General features: G+C 60.4%; 19 protein-coding genes. 1 reads left to right on the top strand and 18 read right to left on the bottom strand.

The features are described 5' to 3' along the window. Positions 1-163: 163 nt before the first annotated feature. The 8 genes from brxL to SAMIE_RS17550 form a co-directional block, all read right to left on the bottom strand. Positions 164-2,245, bottom strand: a complete 2,082-nt coding sequence (brxL, locus tag SAMIE_RS17585; RefSeq protein WP_066700626.1) for a BREX system Lon protease-like protein BrxL — start codon at positions 2,243-2,245, stop codon at positions 164-166. Positions 2,246-2,252: 7 nt separating this feature from the next. After that, positions 2,253-4,760, bottom strand: coding sequence for a BREX-1 system phosphatase PglZ type A (gene pglZ / locus SAMIE_RS17580; RefSeq protein WP_066700607.1), 2,508 nt, complete (start codon positions 4,758-4,760; stop codon positions 2,253-2,255). After that, on the bottom strand, positions 4,753-8,268 hold the full coding sequence (gene pglX / locus SAMIE_RS17575) for a BREX-1 system adenine-specific DNA-methyltransferase PglX (RefSeq protein ID WP_066700608.1): 3,516 nt from the start codon (positions 8,266-8,268) through the stop codon (positions 4,753-4,755). Before pglX ends, pglZ begins: the two co-directional genes overlap by 8 nt. Then, positions 8,268-11,807 (bottom strand): BREX system P-loop protein BrxC, encoded by a 3,540-nt coding sequence (brxC, locus tag SAMIE_RS17570; protein ID WP_066700609.1) that lies wholly within the window; start codon positions 11,805-11,807, stop codon positions 8,268-8,270. The genes pglX and brxC overlap by 1 nt, the downstream gene beginning before the upstream one ends. 3 nt (positions 11,808-11,810) lie before the next feature. Next, complete coding sequence (locus tag SAMIE_RS17565) at positions 11,811-12,416, bottom strand: DUF1788 domain-containing protein (protein WP_066700610.1); 606 nt, start codon at positions 12,414-12,416, stop codon at positions 11,811-11,813. Next, entirely contained in the window at positions 12,416-13,018 is a 603-nt protein-coding gene (locus SAMIE_RS17560; protein WP_066700611.1) for a DUF1819 family protein, read from the bottom strand. The genes SAMIE_RS17565 and SAMIE_RS17560 overlap by 1 nt, the downstream gene beginning before the upstream one ends. Further along, positions 13,015-13,917 (bottom strand): WYL domain-containing protein, encoded by a 903-nt coding sequence (locus SAMIE_RS17555; protein ID WP_066700612.1) that lies wholly within the window; start codon positions 13,915-13,917, stop codon positions 13,015-13,017. Before SAMIE_RS17555 ends, SAMIE_RS17560 begins: the two co-directional genes overlap by 4 nt. Positions 13,918-14,183: 266 nt before the next feature. After that, entirely contained in the window at positions 14,184-15,155 is a 972-nt protein-coding gene (locus tag SAMIE_RS17550) for a LysR family transcriptional regulator (RefSeq protein WP_066700613.1), read from the bottom strand. 207 nt (positions 15,156-15,362) lie between these two features. Here SAMIE_RS17550 and SAMIE_RS17545 point away from each other — a divergent pair, with 207 nt between their 5' ends. Further along, a complete protein-coding gene (locus SAMIE_RS17545) occupies positions 15,363-15,992 on the top strand; it encodes a TetR/AcrR family transcriptional regulator (protein WP_015740173.1) in 630 nt (209 codons plus the stop codon). Here the strand turns inward: SAMIE_RS17545 and SAMIE_RS17540 are convergent. The 10 genes from SAMIE_RS17540 to SAMIE_RS17495 are packed head-to-tail and all read right to left on the bottom strand — an operon-like array spanning position 15,987 to position 24,587. Continuing rightward, on the bottom strand, positions 15,987-16,208 hold the full coding sequence (locus SAMIE_RS17540) for a DUF2274 domain-containing protein (protein ID WP_015740172.1): 222 nt from the start codon (positions 16,206-16,208) through the stop codon (positions 15,987-15,989). The genes SAMIE_RS17545 and SAMIE_RS17540 overlap by 6 nt on opposite strands. A 2-nt stretch (positions 16,209-16,210) precedes the next feature. Further along, positions 16,211-17,311: a TrbI/VirB10 family protein gene (locus SAMIE_RS17535; RefSeq protein ID WP_161662559.1), complete on the bottom strand. Its 1,101-nt coding sequence runs from the start codon at positions 17,309-17,311 to the stop codon at positions 16,211-16,213. Between the two features lie 29 nt (positions 17,312-17,340). Continuing rightward, positions 17,341-18,354: a P-type conjugative transfer protein TrbG gene (trbG, locus tag SAMIE_RS17530; RefSeq protein WP_015740170.1), complete on the bottom strand. Its 1,014-nt coding sequence runs from the start codon at positions 18,352-18,354 to the stop codon at positions 17,341-17,343. After that, positions 18,351-19,034 (bottom strand): conjugal transfer protein TrbF, encoded by a 684-nt coding sequence (gene trbF / locus SAMIE_RS17525; protein WP_435300684.1) that lies wholly within the window; start codon positions 19,032-19,034, stop codon positions 18,351-18,353. The genes trbG and trbF overlap by 4 nt, the downstream gene beginning before the upstream one ends. 2 nt (positions 19,035-19,036) lie before the next feature. Further along, positions 19,037-20,398: a P-type conjugative transfer protein TrbL gene (trbL, locus tag SAMIE_RS17520; RefSeq protein ID WP_015740168.1), complete on the bottom strand. Its 1,362-nt coding sequence runs from the start codon at positions 20,396-20,398 to the stop codon at positions 19,037-19,039. A gap of 3 nt (positions 20,399-20,401) precedes the next feature. Further along, positions 20,402-20,689, bottom strand: coding sequence for a putative entry exclusion protein TrbK-alt (gene trbK-alt / locus SAMIE_RS17515; RefSeq protein WP_015740167.1), 288 nt, complete (start codon positions 20,687-20,689; stop codon positions 20,402-20,404). A 20-nt stretch (positions 20,690-20,709) separates the two neighbouring features. Further along, entirely contained in the window at positions 20,710-21,492 is a 783-nt protein-coding gene (gene trbJ, locus SAMIE_RS17510) for a P-type conjugative transfer protein TrbJ (RefSeq protein ID WP_009450535.1), read from the bottom strand. After that, the gene (gene trbE / locus SAMIE_RS17505) at positions 21,489-23,996 is read right to left on the bottom strand and encodes a conjugal transfer protein TrbE (RefSeq protein ID WP_015740166.1); all 2,508 of its coding nucleotides are present in this window, start codon (positions 23,994-23,996) and stop codon (positions 21,489-21,491) included. Before trbE ends, trbJ begins: the two co-directional genes overlap by 4 nt. Before the next feature lie 10 nt (positions 23,997-24,006). Further along, positions 24,007-24,288, bottom strand: coding sequence for a VirB3 family type IV secretion system protein (locus tag SAMIE_RS17500; protein WP_015740165.1), 282 nt, complete (start codon positions 24,286-24,288; stop codon positions 24,007-24,009). After that, complete coding sequence (locus SAMIE_RS17495; protein ID WP_229825726.1) at positions 24,288-24,587, bottom strand: TrbC/VirB2 family protein; 300 nt, start codon at positions 24,585-24,587, stop codon at positions 24,288-24,290. Before SAMIE_RS17495 ends, SAMIE_RS17500 begins: the two co-directional genes overlap by 1 nt. Positions 24,588-24,593 lie beyond the last annotated feature (6 nt).

Below are 24,593 nucleotides of genomic sequence, written 5' to 3'. Positions count from 1 at the left end.
GCCGGAGCGCGGATCAGTGACGAGGAAGGGGTAGTGCATGAATGGCCTGCAATCTGCGGATCAGGAAAACTGTAACGAGGATGAGGGCTTGGGCATCGAGGTCTACTTCTTGCTTCCGGCCGAGCGCGTAGCCGAACCTGCACCGCCAACACGGTCGACCAAGCTAAAGGTTCTCGACATAAGTCACGTAGAAGCCACGGACCATCCGGTGCTCCTGCATCCGTTCTCCCAGCGAGAAACCGTTCATCTTGCGAGGCGTTGGCTGGAAAATATCCAATCCGCGATCCAGAACCATCTTCCAGCCAGTATCCGTCGTGATGTCGCGTGCATGGAGAGTGCCGCTCCCATCGAAGGCCCATGTGAAATCGACGCCCGTGCCTGTGCAGGCTTCAGCAATCCCGTCCAGGCACTCTCGCTGCTCCTGAATGTTCCCATCGTCCGGAGCCGTGACAAGATGCACAGCGATCTGATCTTCAGGCTGTTTGCGCCTGATCAGCATCTCGATCAGTTCCATTACGTTGCGCGCCTGATGGAACTTCCGGATATAGGGGTCTGTGATGATGATCCGCGTCGCGCCATCCGTCCAAGGACCAAAGATCTTGTCGAAACTGATGCCCTTGCGGTTTTCTGTGAAAACGACATGTCCGGGAGTTGGGGGGGAGTGCGGGGCAGCGGTAACGGTAGGCGCTGCGGAAGCAGCCGCCGTTGAGACCGGCTCTGCCGGTACCGACCCAATCTCTTGTTGATTCACACCGTCACTTCCATCGTCGGTTGATCGACGGTGGTAGAACTGGGGGAACTCCTCTTCCTCGAGCGTGGTTACGGCGCGTTTTGCGCCATCAGAGGCGATGTAATGGAAATCTGCTGCCTCAAAGGTGCTGTCGATCCGCAGGAGCTGGTCCTTCACCCGCTTGCGGCATTCAATCGCAAACCGCAGCAGCTCTTCAACTTCGGCTTCTGTCTCGCCTCCATTCGGGAAGATCAGCTTCAGCAGGCCTGACATGGTCTTGTTGATCGCGGCGCGGTCCCGGATATGGGTCTGAACCGGAATGGTGAAATAGCGATCTGGCCGGTGCGAGAAGTCCTCCGCACGCAGATGGCGCAGGATTTCGGCGAGATAGTCGACAATGAACCCATAGCCAGATGTGAACATCTCACCCCGGATGATGTCGACCTCCCATCCAGGCAGATAGGCGTGCAATCGATCGATAAAGGCGCTGTCGTGGAACTGCGGCGGCAGAGCTTCGAACAGGTCCGTATTTTTCAGCATCCAAGGCACGTTATGGTCCGTGTTGCCGACGAAGGCGAAGCTGGCCTCGGCGCCCATCGGATTTACACCACGAGAGAACTGCTTGTTTGCCATGTAGTTCTTCATGATATCGACAAGCGCCTTGTTCGCCGTCTTCTCGCGGCCGGCAAATTCGTCAAAGGCCACGACATCCCAAAAGCCGACCAATCCGATCCGCCCATTGGAATTGTTCACGAAAAGCTTGGGAACCGTGATTTCACCGCCCGAGATCAGCTGACCATGTGGTGAAAACTCGGAATAGATATGAGATTTTCCCGTCCCCTTGGGGCCAAGCTCGATGAGGTTGTAGTTACGCTCAACAAATGGCACCAGGCGCAACAGTTGCAAAAGCTTTGACCTGCGCCCGAACAGTGACGGGTCAAAGCCGATGCTCTGCATTAGCAGATCGATCCATTCCTCCGTGGTGAACTTGTCACGCGTCTCGCGATAGCCGTCATAGTCCACGCGGGCGATCTGGATCGGCTTCAACGTGTCGATGATCCAGGGAGATATCCTGCTGTCTTCCGAGAATTCGTACTGCACATCGGCGATGCACCAAATACCCGTAACCAGCAGTTTCGGATGTGCCTTGACCGTGGCACTGTCGATGGCAACCCGCTTGATTCCGAGGTTTTCGAAAACCGCTTCATAGGCATCAGTCTTTTCATTCAGCGCCACGCTAACCTGATCGATGACCTTGTAGCGGCCTCGCTCCTTGATCGTCGACTGAACCAGCCCCGCTTCGGAACGATGGACGTAGTGCTTGCGCAGGATGTCCTTGACCGTTTCAATGCCTGTCGCAATCGAGGCTTCGTCATCGGTCGCGCAATACTGGCCGAGAAGGTATTCGAGCACATAAGTGGGGACAATGGCGTTCCCCTTCACGGCCTTCACCAGGTCCTTACGGACCACGAAACCGGCAAAATGCTCATTGATCTTGTCATCAAGGGTCGACATCGGCACCTCAGAAATCGAAATCTGTACTGATCCCGCGTTTCAGCAGCAGCGGCTGCGAAGCGTGATCTTCGAAATGGCTGGTCTTGCCGATGCGCGTTCGCAGCTTCAGGAAGACTGTCTGATTGTTATAGGCGTCTGCCGCCTTGGACAGCAGGAAGCTCCGCGACAGCTCGCGCTCGCGCGGGTTCTCAGACGTGAAATCGAATTCCAACTCGGCTTCGTCTGAGATGAGTGTTTTATCGTCGGCAAAGATGGCTGCATGCACCTGCCGGGGCTGCTGCTTGTCGGTCACTGGCTCCGCCTGATAGAAGGTGACCTGGATCTGGCCCGTGGTGATCTGAGCACGGGGTGGCGGAATGATCTGCACCGAAACCTGTCCGACATCCTCCTTGCGCTGCTTGCCGACACGCAGGACCGGCAGGACGATCTCCTGCAGGCTCGCCCCGCCATGGACAAAGCGGCTGCCCGATCCTTTGACGCGCAGGCGGTTGATCGAGTTCGGGATCAGAATGTCCTGCTCACCTTCCAGCCCAAGCTGTGCAGCAGAGAACTTCTTCATGCCGCCACTGCTGTTAAGGCTCCGGCCGATCACGAAGCGCCGGTTTCGTGTAACGATCTCGCCCTCCGGCTCGCTCAGCGCGAAGCCGCTTTCTTCCAGAGCCTTGTGCTGCCACAGGAAGCCGTGATCGGCGGTGATCAGGATGTTCGAGAAATTGGCCGAAGTCAGCTTCCGCACCAGCTTCACCAGATCCTCGATGGCAGCCTCTGCCGCAGCTGGGACATTTTCCTCCGTGGCGAGCTTGTCGCCAATCGCGTCGATCTGGTTGTGATACAGATAGAGGACATCATGATCCCGGAAGAGGTCTTTGCCCTCCGATGATCCCAGATTCATGAAATCCTTAGCCGCGAGAACCTTTACCCGGTCTCCAGCCCGGCCCGCAGCAAGCGCCTTTTCACGCGCAGCGGCCCCCATGGTGCTTTCACCGTCCAGCAGCACCAGATCATTGTCGTCGCGGATCGCCAGTTGTCGGTGCGGCAACAGCGCCGCCATACCAAGCTGCGTGTAGCTCGGCAAAACCCCGATCATCGGCTTCAGTTCAGCATCGAACCGATTGAGCTTGCGTATCTCGCGCAGTGCCTCTTCGGCCACCTCATAGCGCAGCGCATCCGAGATAATGACAACGACCTTCTGATCCTTGCGCCGGTATTCAGCAGCCTGCCCCCGGTAAAAATCCACCTGACGTGGAAAGCCCGGGACCGCCCAGTCCGTGAGGCGAGCCACCTGATCCTGCCAGGCATCGTTCAACTTGAGCACGAAATTCGTGGTGTAGCGGTTCTCAACCGCCTCATAGAGCGCCGACAGCAGCCCCGACTGACCGCTTTTCTGCATGTGATAGATGAACTTGCGATAGAGCTGGTCCAGTCGAAACCAGCTTGCGGAATAGCGCTTCACACCATCGGACAGGCTGGTCATCGTCAGATCAGCCTCGGCCAGCGCCTGCTGAAACTCGGTCGCATAGCCAATGGCCTGATAGACATCCGCGTAACGGCTATACCAATGGCTCTGGCGGCGATCGCGCACCCATTTCAGAACATCTGTCGCGGGCAGGCTCTGCTGGGCCAGCCCCTCAACGATGGCGACGACGATCCGCCGATCCACTTCCTCGAAATGATCATGCGGCATCAGGGTGCGGAAATCGCGGGAGGCCAGATCGTCCCTGATCTTCAGCACGTCCTGATAATCGCCCGACAGCTTCTCGAACGCTTCACCCCACCGGCGCGAGGCGCTCCAGCGGCGGAACATCAGAGCGGCATCGGTATTCAGGGGCGCAGCCTCCCCCATGGCCCGCGCCCAGGTGCTGGAAAACAGCGTGATGGCGAAATCCTGAAAATCCGGGGTATCCGTCCTATAGCCGTAGCGCGCCGAAACCTCTTTCCAGAAAAACTCCGCCAGCCCAACCCGGTCGATGAGCCGCAGTGAATCATCCTGTCCATCAGCCAGTTCAGCCAGCAACGCCTCGATCACCGTATCGAGATCGCCATCCGCACCGGCGCAGACCGCCAGCATCTTGCGGCGAACATCGTTGGCGCTCTGCGACGGGCGCTCGCGCTCGATGGCGCGCAGGGCTTCCAGCCGCTTGCCGGAACGGTAGAATTCGGCGTGATCGCGCACGGCGGCTTCATATTTCGCCGAAATGCCCAAATCCGCCACCCAGATAGCCGCCTGATCGGCGCGAAAGACGGCGCTCGCCAGTTGCACATCCAGCAGCCAGTTCTCGGGCATCGGCGGCTCGGGGCCATCCTTGTAGAGCAGGAACCGCGCCTTCGGCTGCTGCCGCAGCACGCGGTATTTCAGGCCGAACTCGTTGTTGGCGATCTCCAGCTTGGTCACGCCGGGCAGATCAACCGCATCGAATGCCGTGCGCAGATCGCGGGCGGCGTCATACCAGAAAACGATGCGATGGCCCTGATCCTCATAGAGCCGCATCAGGCCGGCGGTGATGCGGTCAGTCATCCGCAGCCTCCAGCCCCTTGATCGGCTTCAGCGCACCGGCGAACAGCGGATAGTTGCGCTTCACACCGTCATCGAGATCGATGGCGATCTTCTGCTGCGCCATCGGATAGACGACATCGCGTTCCCATTCGGTCAGCTCGGCGATCTGCTTGATGACCGTGGCCGTTTCCTTCTGCGCCTTTGTTTGCTGGGCGGGTGTAGCGGCAGGATCGTCGGCCAGCTTCTCCAGCCGGGCGCGCTCCACCTCCAGCTTATGGATGAATTCGCGCACATACTGATTCAGCACGACGGAGACGGTGTCGGGCCGGTAGCGGTGCATATAGATCAGTGCATTGAAGCTGCCCTTGGGGCTGGAGAACATCCAGTAGATCGGGCGCTTCTTGTAGCGGCGCACGTGATAATCGAAGAAATCCTTCGTGAACCAACGGCGCAGATCCTTGCCAAGTGCCGTCTCAACGAAGGCGAGGTTTTCGCGGAACTTCGCCTCGCCAAAGGTGATGCGCAGGAAGTCACGGGCGCGCGTGACGATGTCATCGGCGAACCAGTCGGCATCCAGCACCGGGATGACATTGTCGCGGTCTGGCGCGAAGCTGGGTTCCGGCACACGGGCCAGATACTCCTCCATCCCTTCGCCCTGATTGGCGAGGATCAGGCCGGGCGCGTCGAGACTGTAGCGCCCGAACATGCAGCCCACGGCATAGTGGAGGAATTCGGCCACAGTATCCTCACGCAGCCGCGCCTCACGCTCCTCTTCCGTGCCCTTCACGCCATAGCGATAGGCCGGGTTGCACGTGAGGGTGATTTCCTCAATCGGCACCTCGGGGGTCAGCTCGTCCTGCAGACCATAGGCGTCGATGAAGATGCGGTTGTTCTCCTCCTCCAGCCGCTGCATCTCATCGGTCATGCCTTGCCAATGGGCGCGAAGCCGGGCGAAAGAGCCGGCCAGCGTCTGATCCCGATGCTCGGGCGAGAGGAGCGGCAGAGTGGTGAAATCCCAAGAGGTTTCGTAGGCATCCCAGTCGGATTTACTAAGATCGATGCAGGCTTCGGTGACACTCTTAAGCGCATCACCGTTAGCCTTTATCTTGGCTGGCAATATCGGGAGCGACTTAAGGTTCCCGACTTGAAAGTTGAGGGTCGGATTGAGTGCTCGCAAAATATTGTAGCAGAGATTGCTACAAAGAAATCCGGTAACCAACTTGGGCGTATCTACAAACAGTGAAGAGCCGCTTACATCAAAAACAAATCCGGGATACGTGTAACGCGCTGCAAAGCTCGAACTCGAAATGAAGGTCCAAGTAACGCCTTCAAGAAAATAATGACTTTTCCCGTCATGGCGATGGCCCGAGAAAGTGGCCATCAGACTGTTGCCGAATTCGTCATATCTCAGGACATACTCACAATTGCCGAACCACTTTCGAAATTCTCCACCTTTGTTATACGGAAACCATTTATCTCCGCTCGCAAGTGCGGCGTCTCTGGACTGGTGACGCGACCCAAATTCTTGAGCGTTGACTTCCGACCAAAGACGCACAACTTCTTCATTCTTTCCAGTTGACAGGCCGTGTTTGACCTCAGCGCTCTCCTTAAGGGTTTCCGCCTCTTCGAAGATCTTAAAATATCTTTCGCTTAGCCAATATGCGATTGGGCTACCCGGTATTTTCTCGAAATCTTCCGCCGAGGCGCGGTGAAACCAGCCGCAGTTCGGATTTTGAATTGCTTCTTTAAGCTGCGCTTCTTTTTCAGCCTCGGAACTTCCATCTACAAGGCGGATGAATGTGCCTTCGTGATCCAAGCTATGAGCATTCTCGATCACGAATGCAGTGGTGGAAACCACCGCTCCACCGATGCTGTCAAAAGCCCGCTCTCCCAAATGTGCCATGGACAAGATCATGGCATCCGACAGCAACTTCACGCGTAGTTTTTCATAGGACGACAGGAACATCCAAGACTGCATGTTTATCATCGCCATCAGGCCGCGCTTAGCGCAAAGCCCAAGCGCTCGCTCCATGAACACAGCGAAAAGATCGGACTTGCTTTCTGGATAGCTGGCCTTGACGAAATCGCCCAGTTTTCCGTTCATACCTTTGCCGCCCATATAGGGTGGGTTGGCGACGGCGACGTGATACTTCGGCCCCAGCGCCTCGGCCATGCGCAGCACGGCCACAACGCGTTCCTGCACCTCCTTCAGCAGCAAATCGGCCCCGAAATCACGCGCCTCCACCACGCGCAGCGCCTCGGCCGGATCGCGCAGCTTAGGCACGATCAGAGAGCCAAAGTTCTTGGCCCGCTCGAACTGCCCCAGCGTCTCGCGCAATTCATCGGTGAACAGATCCTTGCCCACCACGGCGGCCACGTCTTGCATCTCGGCAGGCGTGAAGCGCACATCCTGCAACACGACGATGTCGGGCTTTTCCTCCATCCGCAGGAATCGCCGCCGCCCCAGCCTTGCCGCCGCCTTCATCGACATGGCAAAGGCTGCCAGCGCGCCGGCGCGGTCGTCAATCTCGATTCCGGTCAGGTTATGCTTCAGGATCAGGCCGGGAATCTCGGCCGCGTCATGGCCTTCCTCGGCATAGATTTCATAGAGCAGGTCGAAGGCATAGGTCAGCATATGGCCCGAGCCACAGGCCGGATCGCAGATGCGGATATCCTCGGGCCGGGTGATGCGCAGGAAATCCGTCTCCGGCTCTTCCGGCGCGATGTAATAATCCATCTTCGCCGCCAGCTTCGATTGCGGGCGGTTCAGCAGCCACAGCCGCCCCAGCGAGTTTTCCACCAGGTAGCGGACGATCCAGTGCGGGGTGAACAGCTGTGTTGCGGCGGGGATATTCTCCGCAGTGATCTTCTGGTTCTTCTTCAGGCCAGCAAAGACCTGATCCTTCTTTTCGCTGATGTAGAACTGGTAAAGCCAGCCGATGATCTCGACATCCTGGCAGGCATCTTCGGTCATCACCTCCCGCAGGCGGGCAAGGATGCTGTCCGGCGACAGAAGATCGTCGGGCATCAGCAGTTCGGTATAATCCTCGGCCCGGTCGAGCATGTCGGCACGCTCGAACATATAGGGCATGGCGCCATGCCATTCGTTGCAGGCATGGATCAGTAGCAGCCGATAGGCCTCGGCCTGCCCATCATGGGCGGGGCGTGTACCGTTCAGATATTCGGCAATCTCAGGCCGGGCGCGATCCGGCAGGTTGCCTGCCATCGCCTCGGCCAGAATCTCGGGCCGGGTAGCACCATCGGCAGGCGATACGACGCGCGGGTTGGTCAGGCCCGTCACATCCATGAAGCGCAGCGCGGTGAAACGGTTGAACCAGGTGTAAGCGGCCTGTTCGATCACATGGGCACGGTTGCTTTTGGCGGCCGCTTCCAGCCTGGCAATTGCCTTGGGATGTTCGCGGCGGGCCGCTGCGCTCTCGGCCAGCACCATGTCCAGCCGGGCGGTGACCTGATCGATCAGCAGGTTGCGCGCGTTTTGCGCAAATTTCTTCAGGGCGTTGGTATCCATCAGACAATCACTTTCTTGCCCGCGCCGATCTCGGCCAGCAGGGTCTTTTTCATCTCGTCGAGGTAGCGGGTCACATCGTCTGCATCTTCGAGATAGGCTTTCCCGATAGAGACGGTGATCGACTGGGCGTTGACATATTGGGGCTTTGCCGGCTTCGGCGGCACATATGGCTTGGCCTGGGCTTCGGCCACGCCGCCCGCAGGTTCGGGTTGAGGCGTGGGAGTTGGCGCCGGTGCAGGCGTCAGTTCGGCGATCCGCGTCAGCGTGTCGGCCAGAAGGTTGGAACGCACTTCTGTCGCCCGATGGCGCAAGGCCGGGATCAGAGTTTGCGAGGCCACGCTGGCTTTCTGCGCGGCAAGCTCATCGCGAATTCGCGTCTGCTGCTCTGGCGGTAGCGCACGGAATTCCGAGGTCTGGGTGGTTTTCTCGGCCACCTCTTCAATCGCCGCTATGACGGCGTTGCGCTCTGCCAGAACAGTTTGTTCGATACGCTCCTTCAGGGCGTAGAAATCCGCTTTCAGTTCCTGAACCGCGGTGCCCTTGAAGCACTGCGGATCGGCCAGCGCCTGACGCAGCGCATCGGCGGCAGAATCTTCGGCAAAGGTAACGTTCTGGTCCTGCGCCGTCAGGAAAGCGCGCACCTCGTCGTAGATGCCCTTCTGCGGTCCGGACATGAAGTTGCGGACCTTGTCGAGGATATCCTCCTTGGCATCCAGCAGCTGATCTTCCTGCCCAACCGGGCCGGTAATGAACCAGGTCGCCGACTGGTCGCACATGCTGTCGAGCATGGTTCGCAGGGGGTCGAGGGCGGCGGCGAAGGGGTAACCTGCTATTGCCCGGCTCTCTTTCTCAAGATCACTGGCCATTTTGCGTAGTTGCGTCTGCCACTCCGCACCCAAGCTGCGCGCGTCATTCCCCGAAGCGGGCAGGTCGAACAGTGCTTGGAACAGTTCGCGCGATTTGCGGATCTGGGCCGCGGTAAACTCGATCTGCGGAGAGAGCAGAATATTGCCAAGGGCATGGCTGTTGCGCAGCCCCTGCACCAGCAAATCCCCTTCCAGCAAAGCACTGTCGGCCCGTGCCTCAAGCTTGCCGCGCGCAACAAGGCTTGCAGTCAGGCACAGCACCGCAATGGACGGCCAGCCATAAGGTTTGGCGCCGAACTTCTCGACAAGTGCCTTGACGGAGACCCGCGTCCCAAGACGCATCTGGGCCTGAGCGTGATTCAACACGTCCTGCTCGGCTTCGGTCAAACCGCTGCCTTCGCCGCCGAAAAGCCCGCCATCGACGCGTCCGGCACGCCCAAGATCGGCTTCGGTGTAGGTGGCGCCGCGCAGCACAGGCAGGCTGGTATAGACCTTGTCGACCAGGACCTGGAAACCTTTGACCAGCCGTTCCTGCGGATCTTCGCCGCCGATCTCCAGCTCGGCACCGCGCACGAAAAGGCGAGCATCCGCGATCAGGCCGCGCAGCCGCTGCACCAGTTCCTTTTCACGCCGTGTATTCTGGTCACGCTTTTCCGCAATGATACGATCACGACCGGGTTGGGCATCCCCGCTGGTGACCTGACGCGCAAATTTCACGGTCTGGAGCCAGAGGACGAGATCGCGCGTGAAGCGCACATCACGTCCCAGCAGGACAACCATCTCATCGCTTGCCATGCTGTTCGAGCGAACCACATCCGGCGCGTCGGAATCGTCGCTGAAGGGTGAGATGATATTGACGGAAAGCTCATGTTCCCGGTTCAGGCTGTGGCCGTCAAGCTTGCGGGTGAAAGCGTAATCGACACCCGTGCCAGCATGCTTGATCTTGCTGTGACGGAGGATCGCTCCAAACGCCAGTTCATCGAGCTGCCGTTCTATCTCGGCGGGGTCGACGGCAATCGCCTTGATCTCGGCCTCGACGTCCTTTTCTTCATTGGTGAGGAATTCATAGACCTCGCCGTTGCGCTGGATCAGCGTCTGACGCTCCAGAAGCGACAAAGCCTCCTCGATATTGCGGCGCTGCTCGGTCTGGTCCGCCTCGAACCGGGACAACAGGAGGATCGATATGTTGCGGGCAGTCGGTTTGAATTCCTTGACGTATTTGACAAGGAACAACACCTTCAGCACCCGCACGGCAAAATCATCGCCAAGGTTCTTTTCAGCCAGTTGGATTGACTGCTGAACCGATGACTTCAGGGCGGTGCGAATCCCCTCGAACATCAGGTCAAAGGTCGCCAGCTCCCCAACCGGCGTGTCGGCCAGCTTTTTGGCCACCTCCTGAAACACCCCCAGCATAGAGCGTTCGCCGACCGAGCTGTGCTTACCCTCAAACGCGTTATGCTGCGAGAGGCCCATGATCGCGCGCTGGAACAGGTCATACTGGTAGTTCGGGAACGGGTAGCTCGCGACGAACTGGTCTTTTCCGGAGAAGTTCCTGAACTTGAAGGAATTATCGCCGAAATCGAACAGGGTGCGCAGGTTGTTCTCCTCAGCATCGTAAAGATTGCCAAGGGTGATCTGACCGGCCTCGGTCTTAGCCAGAAGGCGGCGCTGGATGACTTCGGCCACATCCTGGGAATTCAGAGGCATCCGGTTGGCGAAGCGTGCCTGGATTTTCGAAAAGTCATTTTCTTGCTGCGCGGTCAGATCCCCGATAACCGAACCCATGTCCTGCTGGGCAGTGACAACAATCCAGGCCTGCCCCTTGCACTTAGTGTTCAGGCTTTCGGCAATGGTTTGCAGGTTCGTCATGAGCTTGACGTTGTCAGCGATATACTGCCCCACCTCATCGACGAAGAAATTCAGCCGGAACTTCGGTCCCTGCGCATCGATCCATGACTTCACCATATTGGCAAAATCTTCGATCGAGACCTTCGTATCCTTGCGATACTGACCAAGAATATCCTTGACCTCATCGCCCGTGACCTCGGCAAAGGCGGCGGCAATGTGCTTGCCTTCCATCAGAGCCTGTTCGCGCCCGCGCTCCCAAGGCTTTCCGGAAGACTGCGCAAAGGCCGCTTTGAAGGCATCGAGCTTGCCGCGGCTGTCGAGATCACGCTCGAACTGCGCGATATGCGGGAGCTTGCCATAATAGCCGCACATCTCGTCAAAGACCTTCTGGAAGACGGCCAGAAGTGCATCGACATCCGTCTTCGAGATCACATCCGCCTTCTGGTCTATATTGAACAAGACCGACCGGGACGGGATCGACACTGCCTTGCGCAAGGCCCCCGCCAGCATCGGGTTGCCCGCGAGCTTGCGCTCAAATATCTCGATGGCGTGCTGCCCCTCGACCTCGTCGTTCTCCAGCAGAAGAGCGAGCATCTTCAGCAGGTGAGACTTACCTGATCCGAAGAAGCCCGAAATCCACACGCCGTTCGCGGTATCGTAATTGTTGTAGGCGTCGAGGAATTGCTCCAGTCGGGCGCCGATCTCGTTGGTGATGACATATTCATCAAGCTCGGTCAGGAGGCTGGCCTTGTCGTCAGCCTTGATCACCCCATCGATCGAACGGTCGACCGGCTTGGCAAAGATATCACGCAGAAAAGTAGCCATCGGTCAGACCTCGTAATTCATGATATTGAACGCGCGGTAGTATTTGTCGTCATGGAGCAAGCCGAACAATTCCAGCGATGCTCCTGTCGCCAGCGCGTGTGTGTATTTTCCCGGAAAGAACATGACCGTCGGGCGATCTTTCGCGGTGCTTTGCAGGTTGTTGAGTACGTTGTGCGACCTCAGGTAAGGGTAAACCTCACCTACGCCTGACAGGAAGATCACGTCGTGCGGGACTTCTTCGATGCGCCGCGCAATCTCTGGAATGAGGTGCGCCTGCGGGTCCAGAACGCCCTGCAACAGCTCCTTGAGCTCCGCCTTTTCCGTTTCGACTTCAACCTCAAGGATTTGCTCGAAGATACCCCGGTCTTCGAGGATCCTGATCGAAAGGTCATAGAGATCGATATCAAGTACGCGCACACCGGCGTGGCTCAGCCGGGCGATCAGATCCTCACGATCCTCGCCCAGGCTCAGTCCGTCTTCGGCATCAAAAGCGCAGATGAAAAAGGGAACCTCGTTTCCCAGCCCTTGCTTTTGCAAGAACCGATCGCTGGAAACTACCCTGAATAGGTGCTCGGCGCGGGCGCGCCGATCAGTTTTCGTGCCCACCATTACCCCCCATTTCCGGGAAAGACCTGCAAGTCCGCCGGATTACTCTCCTCAATCAGCCGCTTCATGCGCCCCGATAACCAAATCGGCTGAATTCTACCCTCGACGCTTATCAAACCAACTTCACGCAATATCCGAAACAAGACCTGACGCAATTTTGCGCAGGTTGAAGCTGAAAGAGCGGCGAGGCCGGGATCGCTTTCAGCCTTCTCCGCGAGAAAGCGGTCAAAAACCTCATGGCCCAGGTCGAGCCGCCATGATTGGTAGCGTTCGCTGATCACCTCGACGGCGAATTCGTGGACAAAACGATAGGTCCGGCAGACCGCCAGCCACATCATCGCCTGCTGCTCGGCGCGGTCAGCCTCTACCGACAGGTAATGACGTTCGGCATCGGAGAGATGGCCTATCCGGTCGTACACTTCACGAAGCGCGCGGGTTTGCGAGGCCAGTTTGGGTAAGGATGACGCGCCCTGGGCCAGCAACCGCTCACGAGCAGATGCCCAGTTCTCACCGGGTTGATAAGCTTGAGCAATCACGATGCTCTCATTGAGCATCAGCCCGCCCACACTGAAGGACATGCGGTATTTCGATACGGTAGCCATCATCGAGGCGCCGCCCCGCTTGCTACGTCAGCCTCATCGAATTCCTGCTGCGCACGCTCAAGGGCGGCCGCAACCTCGTCTTCGTCAGCGGCAACGATATGCTGGGTCCGGGGATCACGCAGCCTAGCCCCATCAAGGAGTCCTAGCCGCTTGAGCACATAGAACAGCATGGCGTAGCGAACTGTCAGCACAGCGCGCCCGTCCGCCATGTTGTAATCCTTTGCGACCACCGCCTGCTGACCGACCGACAGATCAGGATGCGGCACAAGGGTGATATCGTAGGTTTCCTGCCACAGCCGGTCCTGTGCCGCAGCAGCACCTGGCTCGCCGAACTCGCCGAATCCAAGGACACGCGAGAGCAGGAAATCCTTGAAGCGCTCCGTCTCATGGCACCAGGCCCGCACATGCCAGCGCAGGCCATCAAAGCCGAAGGCATGCGGGGTAATCCGCCGCCATGCCGGATCGGGCCGATCGCGGTTCATGGATTGGTAGTGAAGATCCAGCGATCTTTCCTCCCGCACTGCCGCCAGAACTGAACGCAGAACTTCAGTATCGACCTTACGGCGCAAAGTCAGAGCGATATCCATGTCAGGCGGGGCAGCGAGCCAGTTCGCCCCCGCGTCGGCGAAACCTTCCGCCATCGATCGGAGCCGCATGAGATAGGCGTCCGGGTCAGGGTCTAGAAACACCGGCTGAAATTCCGGGCCGGCTACGTAGCGGCGAGCGCTTTTGTCATAGACCGCATTCTGCGGCGCACGCTCCTGATAATGGGTCAAGTCCTTTGACGCCTGCGGAACGGAGACGCCAAACGTATCGATCAGGTCAGAGCGATTGACACCCCCCTCCCAGAACAGGCGGAATTCGATGAACTCCAACCGCCTCTCGACACCCCATTTCAGCATTGCTCGTCCCGCCGCACTTGAAAGGATAAAAAGTATATGGGACACCTTGCGATGTCCGTATACTTTCTATTCTAACAAACCTCAAACTGTCAAGCCCGAGGAAGGCCGGATGCGCACCGTGTCACCGTGCACAAACACGGCGGGGCAAAAGCGCTATCGAAGTCGGTCAGCCTGGAGGTGGGCAGGGCCACGACATCTTCGATGCCGACACGGTCGATGTCGATTGCAGCCAATGCTACGGCGTGATCGTACAGTGCCGTCAAACCCTATTTTCGCCGGGCCAGCCCTGTCAGCGATCGTGCCAGGCTCAACAACCGCCGAGACGCCGGATTGTCGTTTTGCGCGGACCAGACCATGCTGAACGGCAGCACCTCATCCGCAAGTTCCCGGTAGGTAATCCCTGGAAACTGGGCCACGGTTGTTGCTTCGCTCGTCAGAGTGAGGCCGCGACCGAGAGCGACCAGCGATAGGATATTGTCGCGGCCGACCTGCTGAGACTGAATATCGAGGTGGCGGCCGAGACCCGCAAGGTGAGCAACCAAATAGTCGTGGATCTCCTGACCCGGCGCAACGTCACTCACAATGAACCGCTCGGAGACCAAATCGCCCCATCCAAGTTCCGGCTTGCCCGTCAAAGGGTGGTTATCGGGCAGCACCACGAAAACCTTCTCGCACCATAAATGCTCCGCCTCACAGCCATCCCATGCCGCGGTTCCCGTGATGAATGCGACGTCCAGACAAAGTTTCCGGACAGCCGCGATGTGCTCGGGCGGATTGCCGTCAATAAGGTCGACCTGCACGTTCGGGTGGCGCGTGCCGAAGGCACGCAACAGATCGAACAGAAATCCTGACGCAAGGGACGAAAATATCCCGACCTTGATCAGCCCTTGCTCTGCCCGGCCAACCGCCGCCACCTTGGTCACCCCAATGTCGATCTGGCGGAGAGCATGGCGAGCGTTGCGCAGGAATTCCCGCCCGGCAACGGTCAACCGCACCCCGCCAGCATGACGCATGAAAAGCGACGCCCCGAGTTCATCTTCGAGATCACGGATTCGTCGGCTGATGGAGGATTCCTGCACAGAAAGCGCGGCAGCAGCCTTGCGAAAACTCCCATAGTCGACGGCGGCAACAAAATATCGCAACTGGTTCAGCCGGACCGCAGATGTACCGGGTTTCCCCTCAACGACGTTTGTGAGGCTATCATCAGGCGAGGTCTGATTGTTCCCGATCACAGCCATGGTGCATCATCCGAAACAGCGTTCGGCTTCTGACGGGCACCCCGCCATCATCAACGCGAAAATCGATCTGTGTGCGTTCATCAGCTCTCCGCACATCCTCAAACTAAACGACGTTCAGTTACCGAATGCTGCTTCTTGACTTCCGTCCCGTCAACGAAAAAAGTAAATGTCGTTTAGTTTTCACGACAAGTTGCAACAGGCACCGGAATGGCCCGTCCCCGGAAAGAGCAAGAACTTGATATTGCTCGTCGTGCGATCGACGAAACGATCCGGCTGCTGTCAGAGCGTGGCGACCTCGACGTACCGTTGACTGCGGTCGCGCATGCCATCGGTTGCACAGCACCAGCGCTTTACGGCCATTTCCGCAACAAAAGCGCCTTGCTGCGCGCCGTTCGGGAAGAAGGGTTCAACCGCCTATACAGGGAAAAGCTGGCCATCTTCGAACAGATGCGCGGCAATCCATTCGGCTATTTGCGTGATGGCAGCTATGCCTATGTCCGCTTTGCCCTGGAAAACCCCACGCTATATCGGCTGATGTTCACACCGCCGCCGAAGCTCGGGGTCAGCGATGACCCGTGGTCGAGCGAAACCGGGAGCCAGATATTCAATCTGTTTCTGACGGGGCTTCGCTGCTCTCAGGAGGAAGGTTTTTTGCGCGGCATGGATCTGAGTCGCTACAGCTTCATGTTCTGGTCAACGGTACATGGTGCGGTAAGCCTCACCCTTCAGAACCGGGAAATGGATCAGCCCGCCAAATGGGACGCGACACGAAAGGCCGTCGATACGTTGATGGAAATCATCGCCGCGACGCGCAATGGCACGCGCGGCACCTCATGAGCGAGATCTTCGGGCGCTGGCAAAGCCCCGATCTGTCGCAATGAACCGCTCCAGCATCGGCACAATCAGCCTGACAGGATCGGCAGCGGGCTGGCCGGTTTCGCGAGCCAGCACTTCGGCATAGGCGGCAAGATCGCGGTGCAGCGGCCCCGGCAGTTCCACCGCCACCTTCACGGGTTTGTCTTCGATGAGAGGCCCGAGCTTCAGCTTCGTCATGGTCAGTTCCTATAAGGTTCGAGTACGAGATCGCGGGTAACGATGACCCTGACCGGGTAGCCCGGCCGGATCGTCAGGGTCGGCGCGACCTGCAACTGGCGCTGGACGATCTGTTGCCCTGCCTGATTGATGGTATCCTGCGCTCCGTCGCGGATGGCCCGGATCAGACGATCCTCGTCGTCGGTCGCCAGTTCCGTGCCGATGCCGAGCAGCGTGGACAGCCCCGCCGCCTTCATGAGATCCCACCAGTGGTAATCAACGCCATCTTCCAGCCCGGCATAGCCGGAAGCGTCCGCACCGGGCTGGCGCTCCAGCACGATAGAGCGGCCGTTGGGCAGGATCAGGCGGTTCCAGACCAGCAGCACGCGGCGCTGACCGAACTGCACACCGGCGTCATACTGACCGATGATGCGCGTTCCCTGCGGGATTAGCAGCAGGCTGCCGGTCGGGCTGTCATAGACATTTTCCGTGACCTGCGCGGTGATCTGGCCGGGAAGGTCCGAGCGGATGCCGGTAATCATCGCCGCCGGGATTACGGCCCCTGCCTGAAGGATGTAGGGCGAGGCTGGCGCCATGATCCGATCCATGGCAACGGTCTGCCGTTCCACCGGCCCATTCAGAAATGCCGTGTGGCGGTCCTGTGTTGCGGGCTGGCCACCAAGGTCAAGGCCAGCAAGGCCCGGCATATTGGAGCCAGGCGTCGTCGCCACTCTTGGCCCGGACTGGAAGAACACTGTACTGAGACGCGCAGCTTCTTCTTCGGCAAGCCGGCGCTCTTCGGCAGGATCGCGGGCAGGCGTCGCCATGGCGGGCGGCGTGACGGGCTGACCCCGGTTCTGGGCATCCAGGATCGGGCCACCGAGATCGCCCGGCAATGCCGGCCCCAGGACCGGCCCGGTATAATCCTTCGGCAGACCCGCCAGTCCATCTGCCGTGGCGCGATTCTCGGTCGAATAGAGTTCTTCACCGTTTCCGCTCATGTCGCGCGTCTGGAGCGCATAGATCAGCGCCCCGCCGATGCCGAGGAGCGCAACAGCCCCGGCACCGGCCAGCATCTTGCGCGACAGGCGCGTGACGCGCGGCGGCTCGGCACGCAGACGCATCGGCGTTGGGTTGGTGGTGGCCTCTTCACTCATGACGGTTGCTCCCCGGTTTTGGCGGGCTGGGCAGCTTGCCTTTGCTCGATGCGAACGATCCTGACCGTCTGCTGCTGCTTGCCGCTACCAAGACGCAACTCAGCCGCGCCGAACAGGCGATCCACAATCAGGATGTTCTGGTGAACACGGGAATTGACGATCTGGGTCTCGCCCTTGGAACCGATGACGAAGATCGGCGGCATCTCTCCCTGCACGATGCCGCGCGGGAAAACGACATAGACACGGCGGCCATCGTCGAAGACGGAAATCGGCCGCCATGGCGGCGTATCTCCGGTCAGGCCGTAACGATAGTTGCGTGCCGCCTCGACCGGGATGATGGGTGCTGCGGGAACGGTCTGGCGCTGACCGGCAGGCAGCGCCGGATAAGACCAAGATACGGACGGCATATAGAGCGCCTCGCGGGCGCGCAGCTCGATCATATAGGTGCGTCGATCGGTCGTCACCACGAGATTGGTTGAGATGTCGGATCGGGATGGTTTGACGAGAATATGGACCCGGCGCGACGTACCGCTCCCGCTCTCGGTATCGCCAATGATCCAGCGGGCGGTGTCTCCCGCCGCGATCGGTCCCGCGCCGGTCAGGCTTTCGCCCGGCTCCAGCGCGATATTGGTGATCTGTCCTGGTGCTGCATAGACCTGATAGAGCGCGCCTTCCGACCAGGGATAGATCTGGATGGCGTTATAGTAACCCTCGCGGCGCGGTTCGACGCGGGCGGCGGCATTGGCGTTCTCGACCCGGCCTGCCGGTGTTCCCGCTGCGGTCCCACCACGCGCAACCGTCCAGGCTGGCGGCGTGTGAAGCGGTCGGGGCCGATCATCCGTAACGGTGGCCTGCACGGTCGGTAGAGCCGGAACATTGGCATCATAGCTGAACTGCGGCGTCTTGTTGGTGGCGCAGCCTGCCAGCATGGTGGCCGAGAGCATCAAAGCCGCGAGGGCGGGCTTACGGAAAACCGGCAAGGCGGAATTGCGGGGAAACGCGATGGTCATTGGCTCATCTCCCGCGACCATGAAATTGCATTGACGTAGATGCCGAGCGGATTGGTGCGCAGACGCTCGGCATCGCGCGGCGTCTGGATCACGATGGTCAGGATCGCGGTCCAGCGCTCGGTCCTGGAAAGCTGCCCGTTCTCATAGTGACGCTCGGTCCAGGCGACGCGGAAGCTGTCGTTCGAGGCGCGTATGACGCTGGAAACCTCGACTGCGATCTGCTGGCGGCCGACACGGGTGAACGGATCGTTGGCGCGGGCATAGTCGTTGAGCGCGGCCGCTCCCCTATCAGTGGCGAACTCATAGGCGCGCAGCCAGTTCTGGCGCACGATGATGGCATCCGCCGGGATCGAGCGCGTCTGCTCGATGAAACGGCCAAGATGGAAGGCGATCTGCGGATCGGTCGGACGGTAATCGGCGGTGGCTGCGGCGACGGTCTGGGCTTGGCCGAGATTATCGACCTGCACCACCCAGGGCACGACGGTCCCTCGCGCCGATTGCAGAACCAGCGCGGCAGCGAAGCCCGCCGAGAGGATCAGCGAGCCGAAGGCCATATAGCGCCAGTTCTTGGCCTGCACGCGAGCCGAGCCGATGCGCTCGTCCCAGACTTGTGCGGCTTTCTGGTAAGGCGTCTCGGGTTCGGGCGATTTGCCGTAATGGGTCGCTGGACGTCTGAAGATGTTCATGAGCGGTCACTTTCGGAAATGTTGACGGAAGAGCCGCCGCCGTGGCTGTCACCGGAGCGGACGGCATGGGCGGCCATGGTCGTGCCGTGATTGAGCGCCTGGCGGCGGTGCATCTGCTGCGCCCATGCAGGCGGTCCGCCCGCCGGTGCGGAGGCGGGTGCGGCACCGGCCACGCTCGCACCACCAATGGTTCCCTGCGAGGACGATCCACCGGTGACGCCGAGCCCGGCGCGCGCGCCATCGGAGAAGCTGGATTTGGCGCTTTCCGCTGCTTTCGATGCCGTCCGCTTCAGGGGCGATGCTGCGGCTGAGCCTGCCGCGCGGGCAACACCGCCGAGGCCGGAGGCAACACCGGCAGCCCCTGACTGGCCGAGCGATCCGACACTATAGGCGGCGCTCGCCGCACCTGCGGCAGCAGCACCGCCACGGACGGCAGCAGCTCCACCCGACAGCGCCGCTGCCCCTCCCTTCGCGGCCATGCCTGCGGCAGCGCCGCCAGCAAGCATCATGCCGCCAGCGGCGAGACCGGTTCCAACTGCTGCACCTGCGCCAAGCTGCGGGCCGCCAGAAACCAGACCGGAAGCGATGCCGGGACCGAAGATGCCGAGGCCGAGAAGGGAAAGTGCGGCCAGCACGATCGCCATGGCGTCGTCGATGGTCGGCGTCACGCCGCCGAAACCGGCCGTAAACTGCGAGAACAATGTCGAGCCGATGCCGATGATGACGGCGAGCACCAGCACCTTGATGCCGGAGGAGACGACATTGCCAAGAACGCGCTCGGCCATGAAGGCGGTCTTGCCGAAGAGGCCGAAGGGAATGAGGACAAAGCCCGCCAGCGTGGTCAGCTTGAACTCGATCAGCGTGACGAAGAGCTGCACGGCGAGAATGAAGAAGGCCAGCAGTACCAGCGCCCAGGCGAACATCAGGCAAGCGATCTGGATGAAGTTCTCGAAAAACGACCAATAACCCATCATGTCCGAGATGGATTCGAGCAGCGGGCGACCGGCATCGAGGCCAGTCTGCGCCACCTTGCCGGGCCGCAGCAGATCAGCGGCGGAAAAGCTGGTGCCCGAACCTTTCAGGCCAAGACCGGCGAAGCTGTCGAAGATGATCTGGGCGAGATTGTTCCAGTTGCCGATCAGGTATGCGAAGACCCCGACGAAGAGCGTCTTCTTGACCAGCCGGGCGATGATGTCGTCATCCGCACCCCAGGACCAGAAGAGTGCGGCCAGCGTCACGTCGATGACGATTAGCGTGGTGGCGATGAAGGCGACCTCGCCGCCAAGCAGGCCGAAGCCGCTGTCGATGTAACTGGTGAAAACACCCAGAAAGTTGTCGATGACGCCGGTGCCGCCCATGGTTCACTGTCCCCCGTTCTGATGCGGGGCGGCGGGCACCGGCGTCCGGCCGAGGAACCGGTCGCGGCTCTCGGCCCAGGTGGCGAGGCAGCCGGGATCGTTCACGGCGGCCTCGCCTAACTGCTGGCAGTGGCGCAGGCTCTGGCGCAGCGGATCGGCAGGCGCCTGAAGCGCCGGCGCCGCGCGGGGCTGTGCTGGTTCGTCCTCGCGTGTCATTTCGATCACCGTCGCGGTGATGGCGATGGCCACGAATATGATCGCGCCCAGCCGGGCCAGCATCTTGCCGTCCATGTCGCGCCCCTCTTGTCCGGTCAGTTGTTGCCGTTGCCGAACATCCGGGCATTGCCGGGCTGATAGCCCGATCCCGGCGTCAGAAAGCGCTCGCGCTGGATGCGGCCTTGTTCGGCGGCGGTGGCACGCTCGGCTTCGATCAGGGCTTCGGAGCGACCATTGGCGGACATCAGCGCGATCAGGTCGGAAAGCTGCTGCGACTGGAGCGCGAGAAGCTGATTGCCCGCCTGTGTCGCCTGTAACGCGCCGGTGGCGTTCTGGCTCTGCCCGACAAGGGCGGACATTTCAGCGCGGTTGGTGTCGATATTTCCGACGACACCAGCCTGCACGCGCATGGCGTCCTGCAAACCGCCGACCGTATTCTGCCAGCGGGACCGCGCATCGGCGACGAGCTGGGCGTCGGTCGCGGACAGCGAAACCTTGCCGTATTTCTGTTGGAACATTTGATCGACGTTCTGCACGTCGAAGGCAATGTTCTGCGCCTGGGCCAGAAGCTGCTGCGTGCGCTGGACATTCTGCTGCAAAGTCTGGAGCGAGGAATATGGCAGACTGGCGAGATTCTTCGCCTGATTGATGAGCATCTGCGCTTCATTCTGAAGCGAGGTGATCTGGTGGTTGATCTGCTCCAGCGTACGTGCGGCAGTCAGAAGGTTCTGCGCATAGTTGGTCGGATCATAGACGATGCGGCCGAAGCCAAAAGCGTGAGCGGGGCTTGCCAGCATGGGCGACAGTGCAACAGGCATGGCGAGCGTCAGCGCCAGCACGGATGCACTGACATATCGGGAAACGGGGATACGGATCATGGCAGGGTCTCCTTTTCTTGGCTGTCATCTGGATGGATTTGGTCTGGCGCGACCGGCCGAGCGGGCTCTGTCCGTTCGACAAGATTTGTGAGGTTCGGGATCAGATCGACGGCCCATTCGACGCCGCGATGGCGCAGCCAGGCCGCGAGAAAACCGTCCTGCCCATGCTCGGCGACGAGTTCGGCGATACGGGTCTGATCGGATTTGGATGATGCGGCGCAGAGCGCGAGGCCGACTTCGCTGAGGCCAAGCTCGAACAGGCGATTGCCGCGCCGCGATTGGCAGTAATAGTCCCGCTTTGGCGTGGCCCGCGCGAGTATCTCGATTTGCCGGTCATTGAGGCCGAAGCGGCGGTAGATTGCCGTGATCTGCGGCTCGATGGCGCGTTCATTCGGGAGAAGCAGCCGCGTCGGGCAGCTTTCGATGATGGCGGGCGCGATATTGCTGCCGTCAATGTCCGAGAGCGATTGCGTGGCGAAGATGACGGAAGCGTTCTTCTTCCTGAGTGTCTTCAGCCATTCGCGCAGCTGGTTGGCGAACCCCTCGTCATCGAGCGCCAGCCAGCCTTCGTCGATGATGAGCAGGGTTGGCCGACCGTCGAGCCGGTCGCCGATCCGATGAAACAGATAGGACAGGACGGCAGGCGCAGCCCCAGTGCCGACCAGCCCCTCGATCTCGAAGGCCTGTACATCGGCTGATCCGAGATGTTCGGCCTCGGCGTCGAGCAACCGGCCATAGGCGCCGCCAATGCAGTAAGGGCGCAACGCCTGTTTCAGATCGTTGGATTGCAGCAGCACGGCAAGGCCGGTGATGGTCCGTTCCCCCGCCGGGGCGGATGCCAGCGATGTCAGCGCCGTCCAGATGTGCTCCTTCACCTCCGGCGTGATGATCATGCCTTCACGCATCAGGATCGCGGCGATCCAGTCAGCGGCCCATGACCGTTCATAGGCATCATCGATCCGCGCCAGCGGTTGCAGGGAAACGGAAACCTCCGATCCCTCGGTCAATCCACCGCCGAGATCATGCCAGTCGCCACCCATGGCGAGCGCGGATGCCCGGATCGATCCCCCGAAATCGAAAGCGAAAATCTGGCTGCGATCATAGCGGCGAAATTGCAGCGCCATCAGCGCCAGCAGCACGGACTTGCCCGCGCCGGTCGGGCCGACGACGAGGGTATGGCCCACGTCGCCGACATGAAGGGAAAGCCGGAACGGAGTCGAACCTTCGGTCTTGCCGTACAGCAAGGGGGGCGCTCCGAGATGTTCGTTCCGTTCCGGCCCCGCCCACACGGCCGATAGAGGGATCATGTGGGCGAGGTTGAGCGTCGAGATCGGCGGCTGCCGGACATTGGCGTAGGCATGTCCGGGGATCGAGCCTAGCCAGGCATCGACGGCATTGACAGTTTCCGGCATGGCCGTGAAGTCACGGCCCTGAATGATCTTCTCGACCAGACGCAGCTTCTCGTCGGCGATACGGGGGTCGGCGTCCCAGACGGTGACGGTTGCTGTGACATAGGCCATGCCGGCGACGTCAGCGCCCAGTTCCTGCAAGGCCATGTCGGCATCGAGCGCCTTGTTGGACGCATCGGTGTCCACCAGCGCCGATTGCTCGTTGGTCATCACCTCCTTGAGGATCGCGGCGATGGATTTTCTCTTGGCGAACCATTGACGGCGGATTTTGGTGAGGAGTTTCGTCGCGTCCGTCTTGTCCATCAGGATGGCGCGGGTGGACCAGCGATACGGGAACGCGAGCCGGTTCATCTCGTCGAGCAGGCCGGGCGTGGTCGCTGTCGGAAAGCCGATAATGGTCAGGACGCGCAGATGCTTGTCACCAAGGCGCGGTTCCAACCCGCCAGTCAGCGGCTGATCGGCCAGCAGCGCATCGAGGTGCATGGGCACTTCGGGCACGCGAACACGATGGCGGTTCGTGGAAATCGTGGAATGGAGATAGGTCAGCGTGCCCGCGTCATCGATCCAGTGGCATTCGGGCATGAAGCCGTCGAGCAGCGCCAGCACGCGGTCGGTGCGGTCGATGAAGCCGCGCATCAGCTCCCATGGATTGACGCCGGATTGCTCACGGCCCTCGTAGAGCCAGGTCTCGGCGCGAGCCGCATCTTCGGCGGGTGGCAGCCAGAGGAAGGTCAGGAAGTAGCCTGACACGAAATGCGTGCCCGCTTCCTCGAAGGCAGCTTTGCGCTCGGCATCGAGAAGAGCGGAGGCCGGATCAGGAAATTGGCTGCCGGGATAGGTCGCGGCTTCGCTTCGTTGTGCCTCAACAAAGATCGACCAGCCGGAGCCGAGGCGGCGCACGGCGTTGTTGATACGCCCGGCGACCGCGACCAGTTCGGCGGCAACAGCGGAATCCAGATCCGGCCCGCGAAACTTCGCAGTCCTCTGGAAACTGCCGTCCTTGTTCAGCACGACGCCCGAGCCAACCAGCGCGGCCCAGGGCAGGAAATCCGCGAGGCGGGTAGCGGTACGGCGATATTCGGTGAGGTTCATCATGGCCGCGCCCTCACACTGACAGATGACCGGGTATGCGCAGGTGCCTGCGGCCCACCTCGACAAAAAGCGGATCGCGTTTGGCAGCCCATACCGCGAGGAAATGACCGACCGCCCAGATGGCGATGCCAACCAGCCAGAGACGAAGGCCGAGGCCGACGGCGCCGGCCAGCGTGCCGTTGACGATGGCAATCGAACGCGGTGCGCCGCCGAGCAGGATATGCTCGGTCAGCGCCCGGTGAACCGGGATGGAGAAGCCCGGCACCGCGTCGAGCTGTTCGAGGCCACCCGCCATCAGATGAGCGCCCCGCCGCCGAACGAGAAGAACGACAGGAAGAAGCTCGACGCGGCGAAGGCGATGGACAGGCCGAAGACGATCTGGATCAGGCGGCGGAAGCCGCCGGAGGTATCACCGAAGGCCAGCGCCAGGCCGGTGGCGATGATGACGATGACGGCGATGATCTTGGCGACAGGACCCTCGATCGACTGGAGGATCGACTGAAGCGGGGCCTCCCAGGGCATGGAGGAGCCGGAGGCGTGTGCGGCAGGCGCCAGCATCAGACTGATGGAAACAGTGGCAGCGGCGGTTGCCATGATGCG

It is taken from the genome of Sphingobium amiense, from assembly GCF_003967075.1.
GTDB lineage: Bacteria > Pseudomonadota > Alphaproteobacteria > Sphingomonadales > Sphingomonadaceae > Sphingobium > Sphingobium amiense.
The sequence above is the reverse complement of the archived record's forward strand: the minus strand, read 5'-3'. Positions and strand labels throughout refer to the sequence as shown.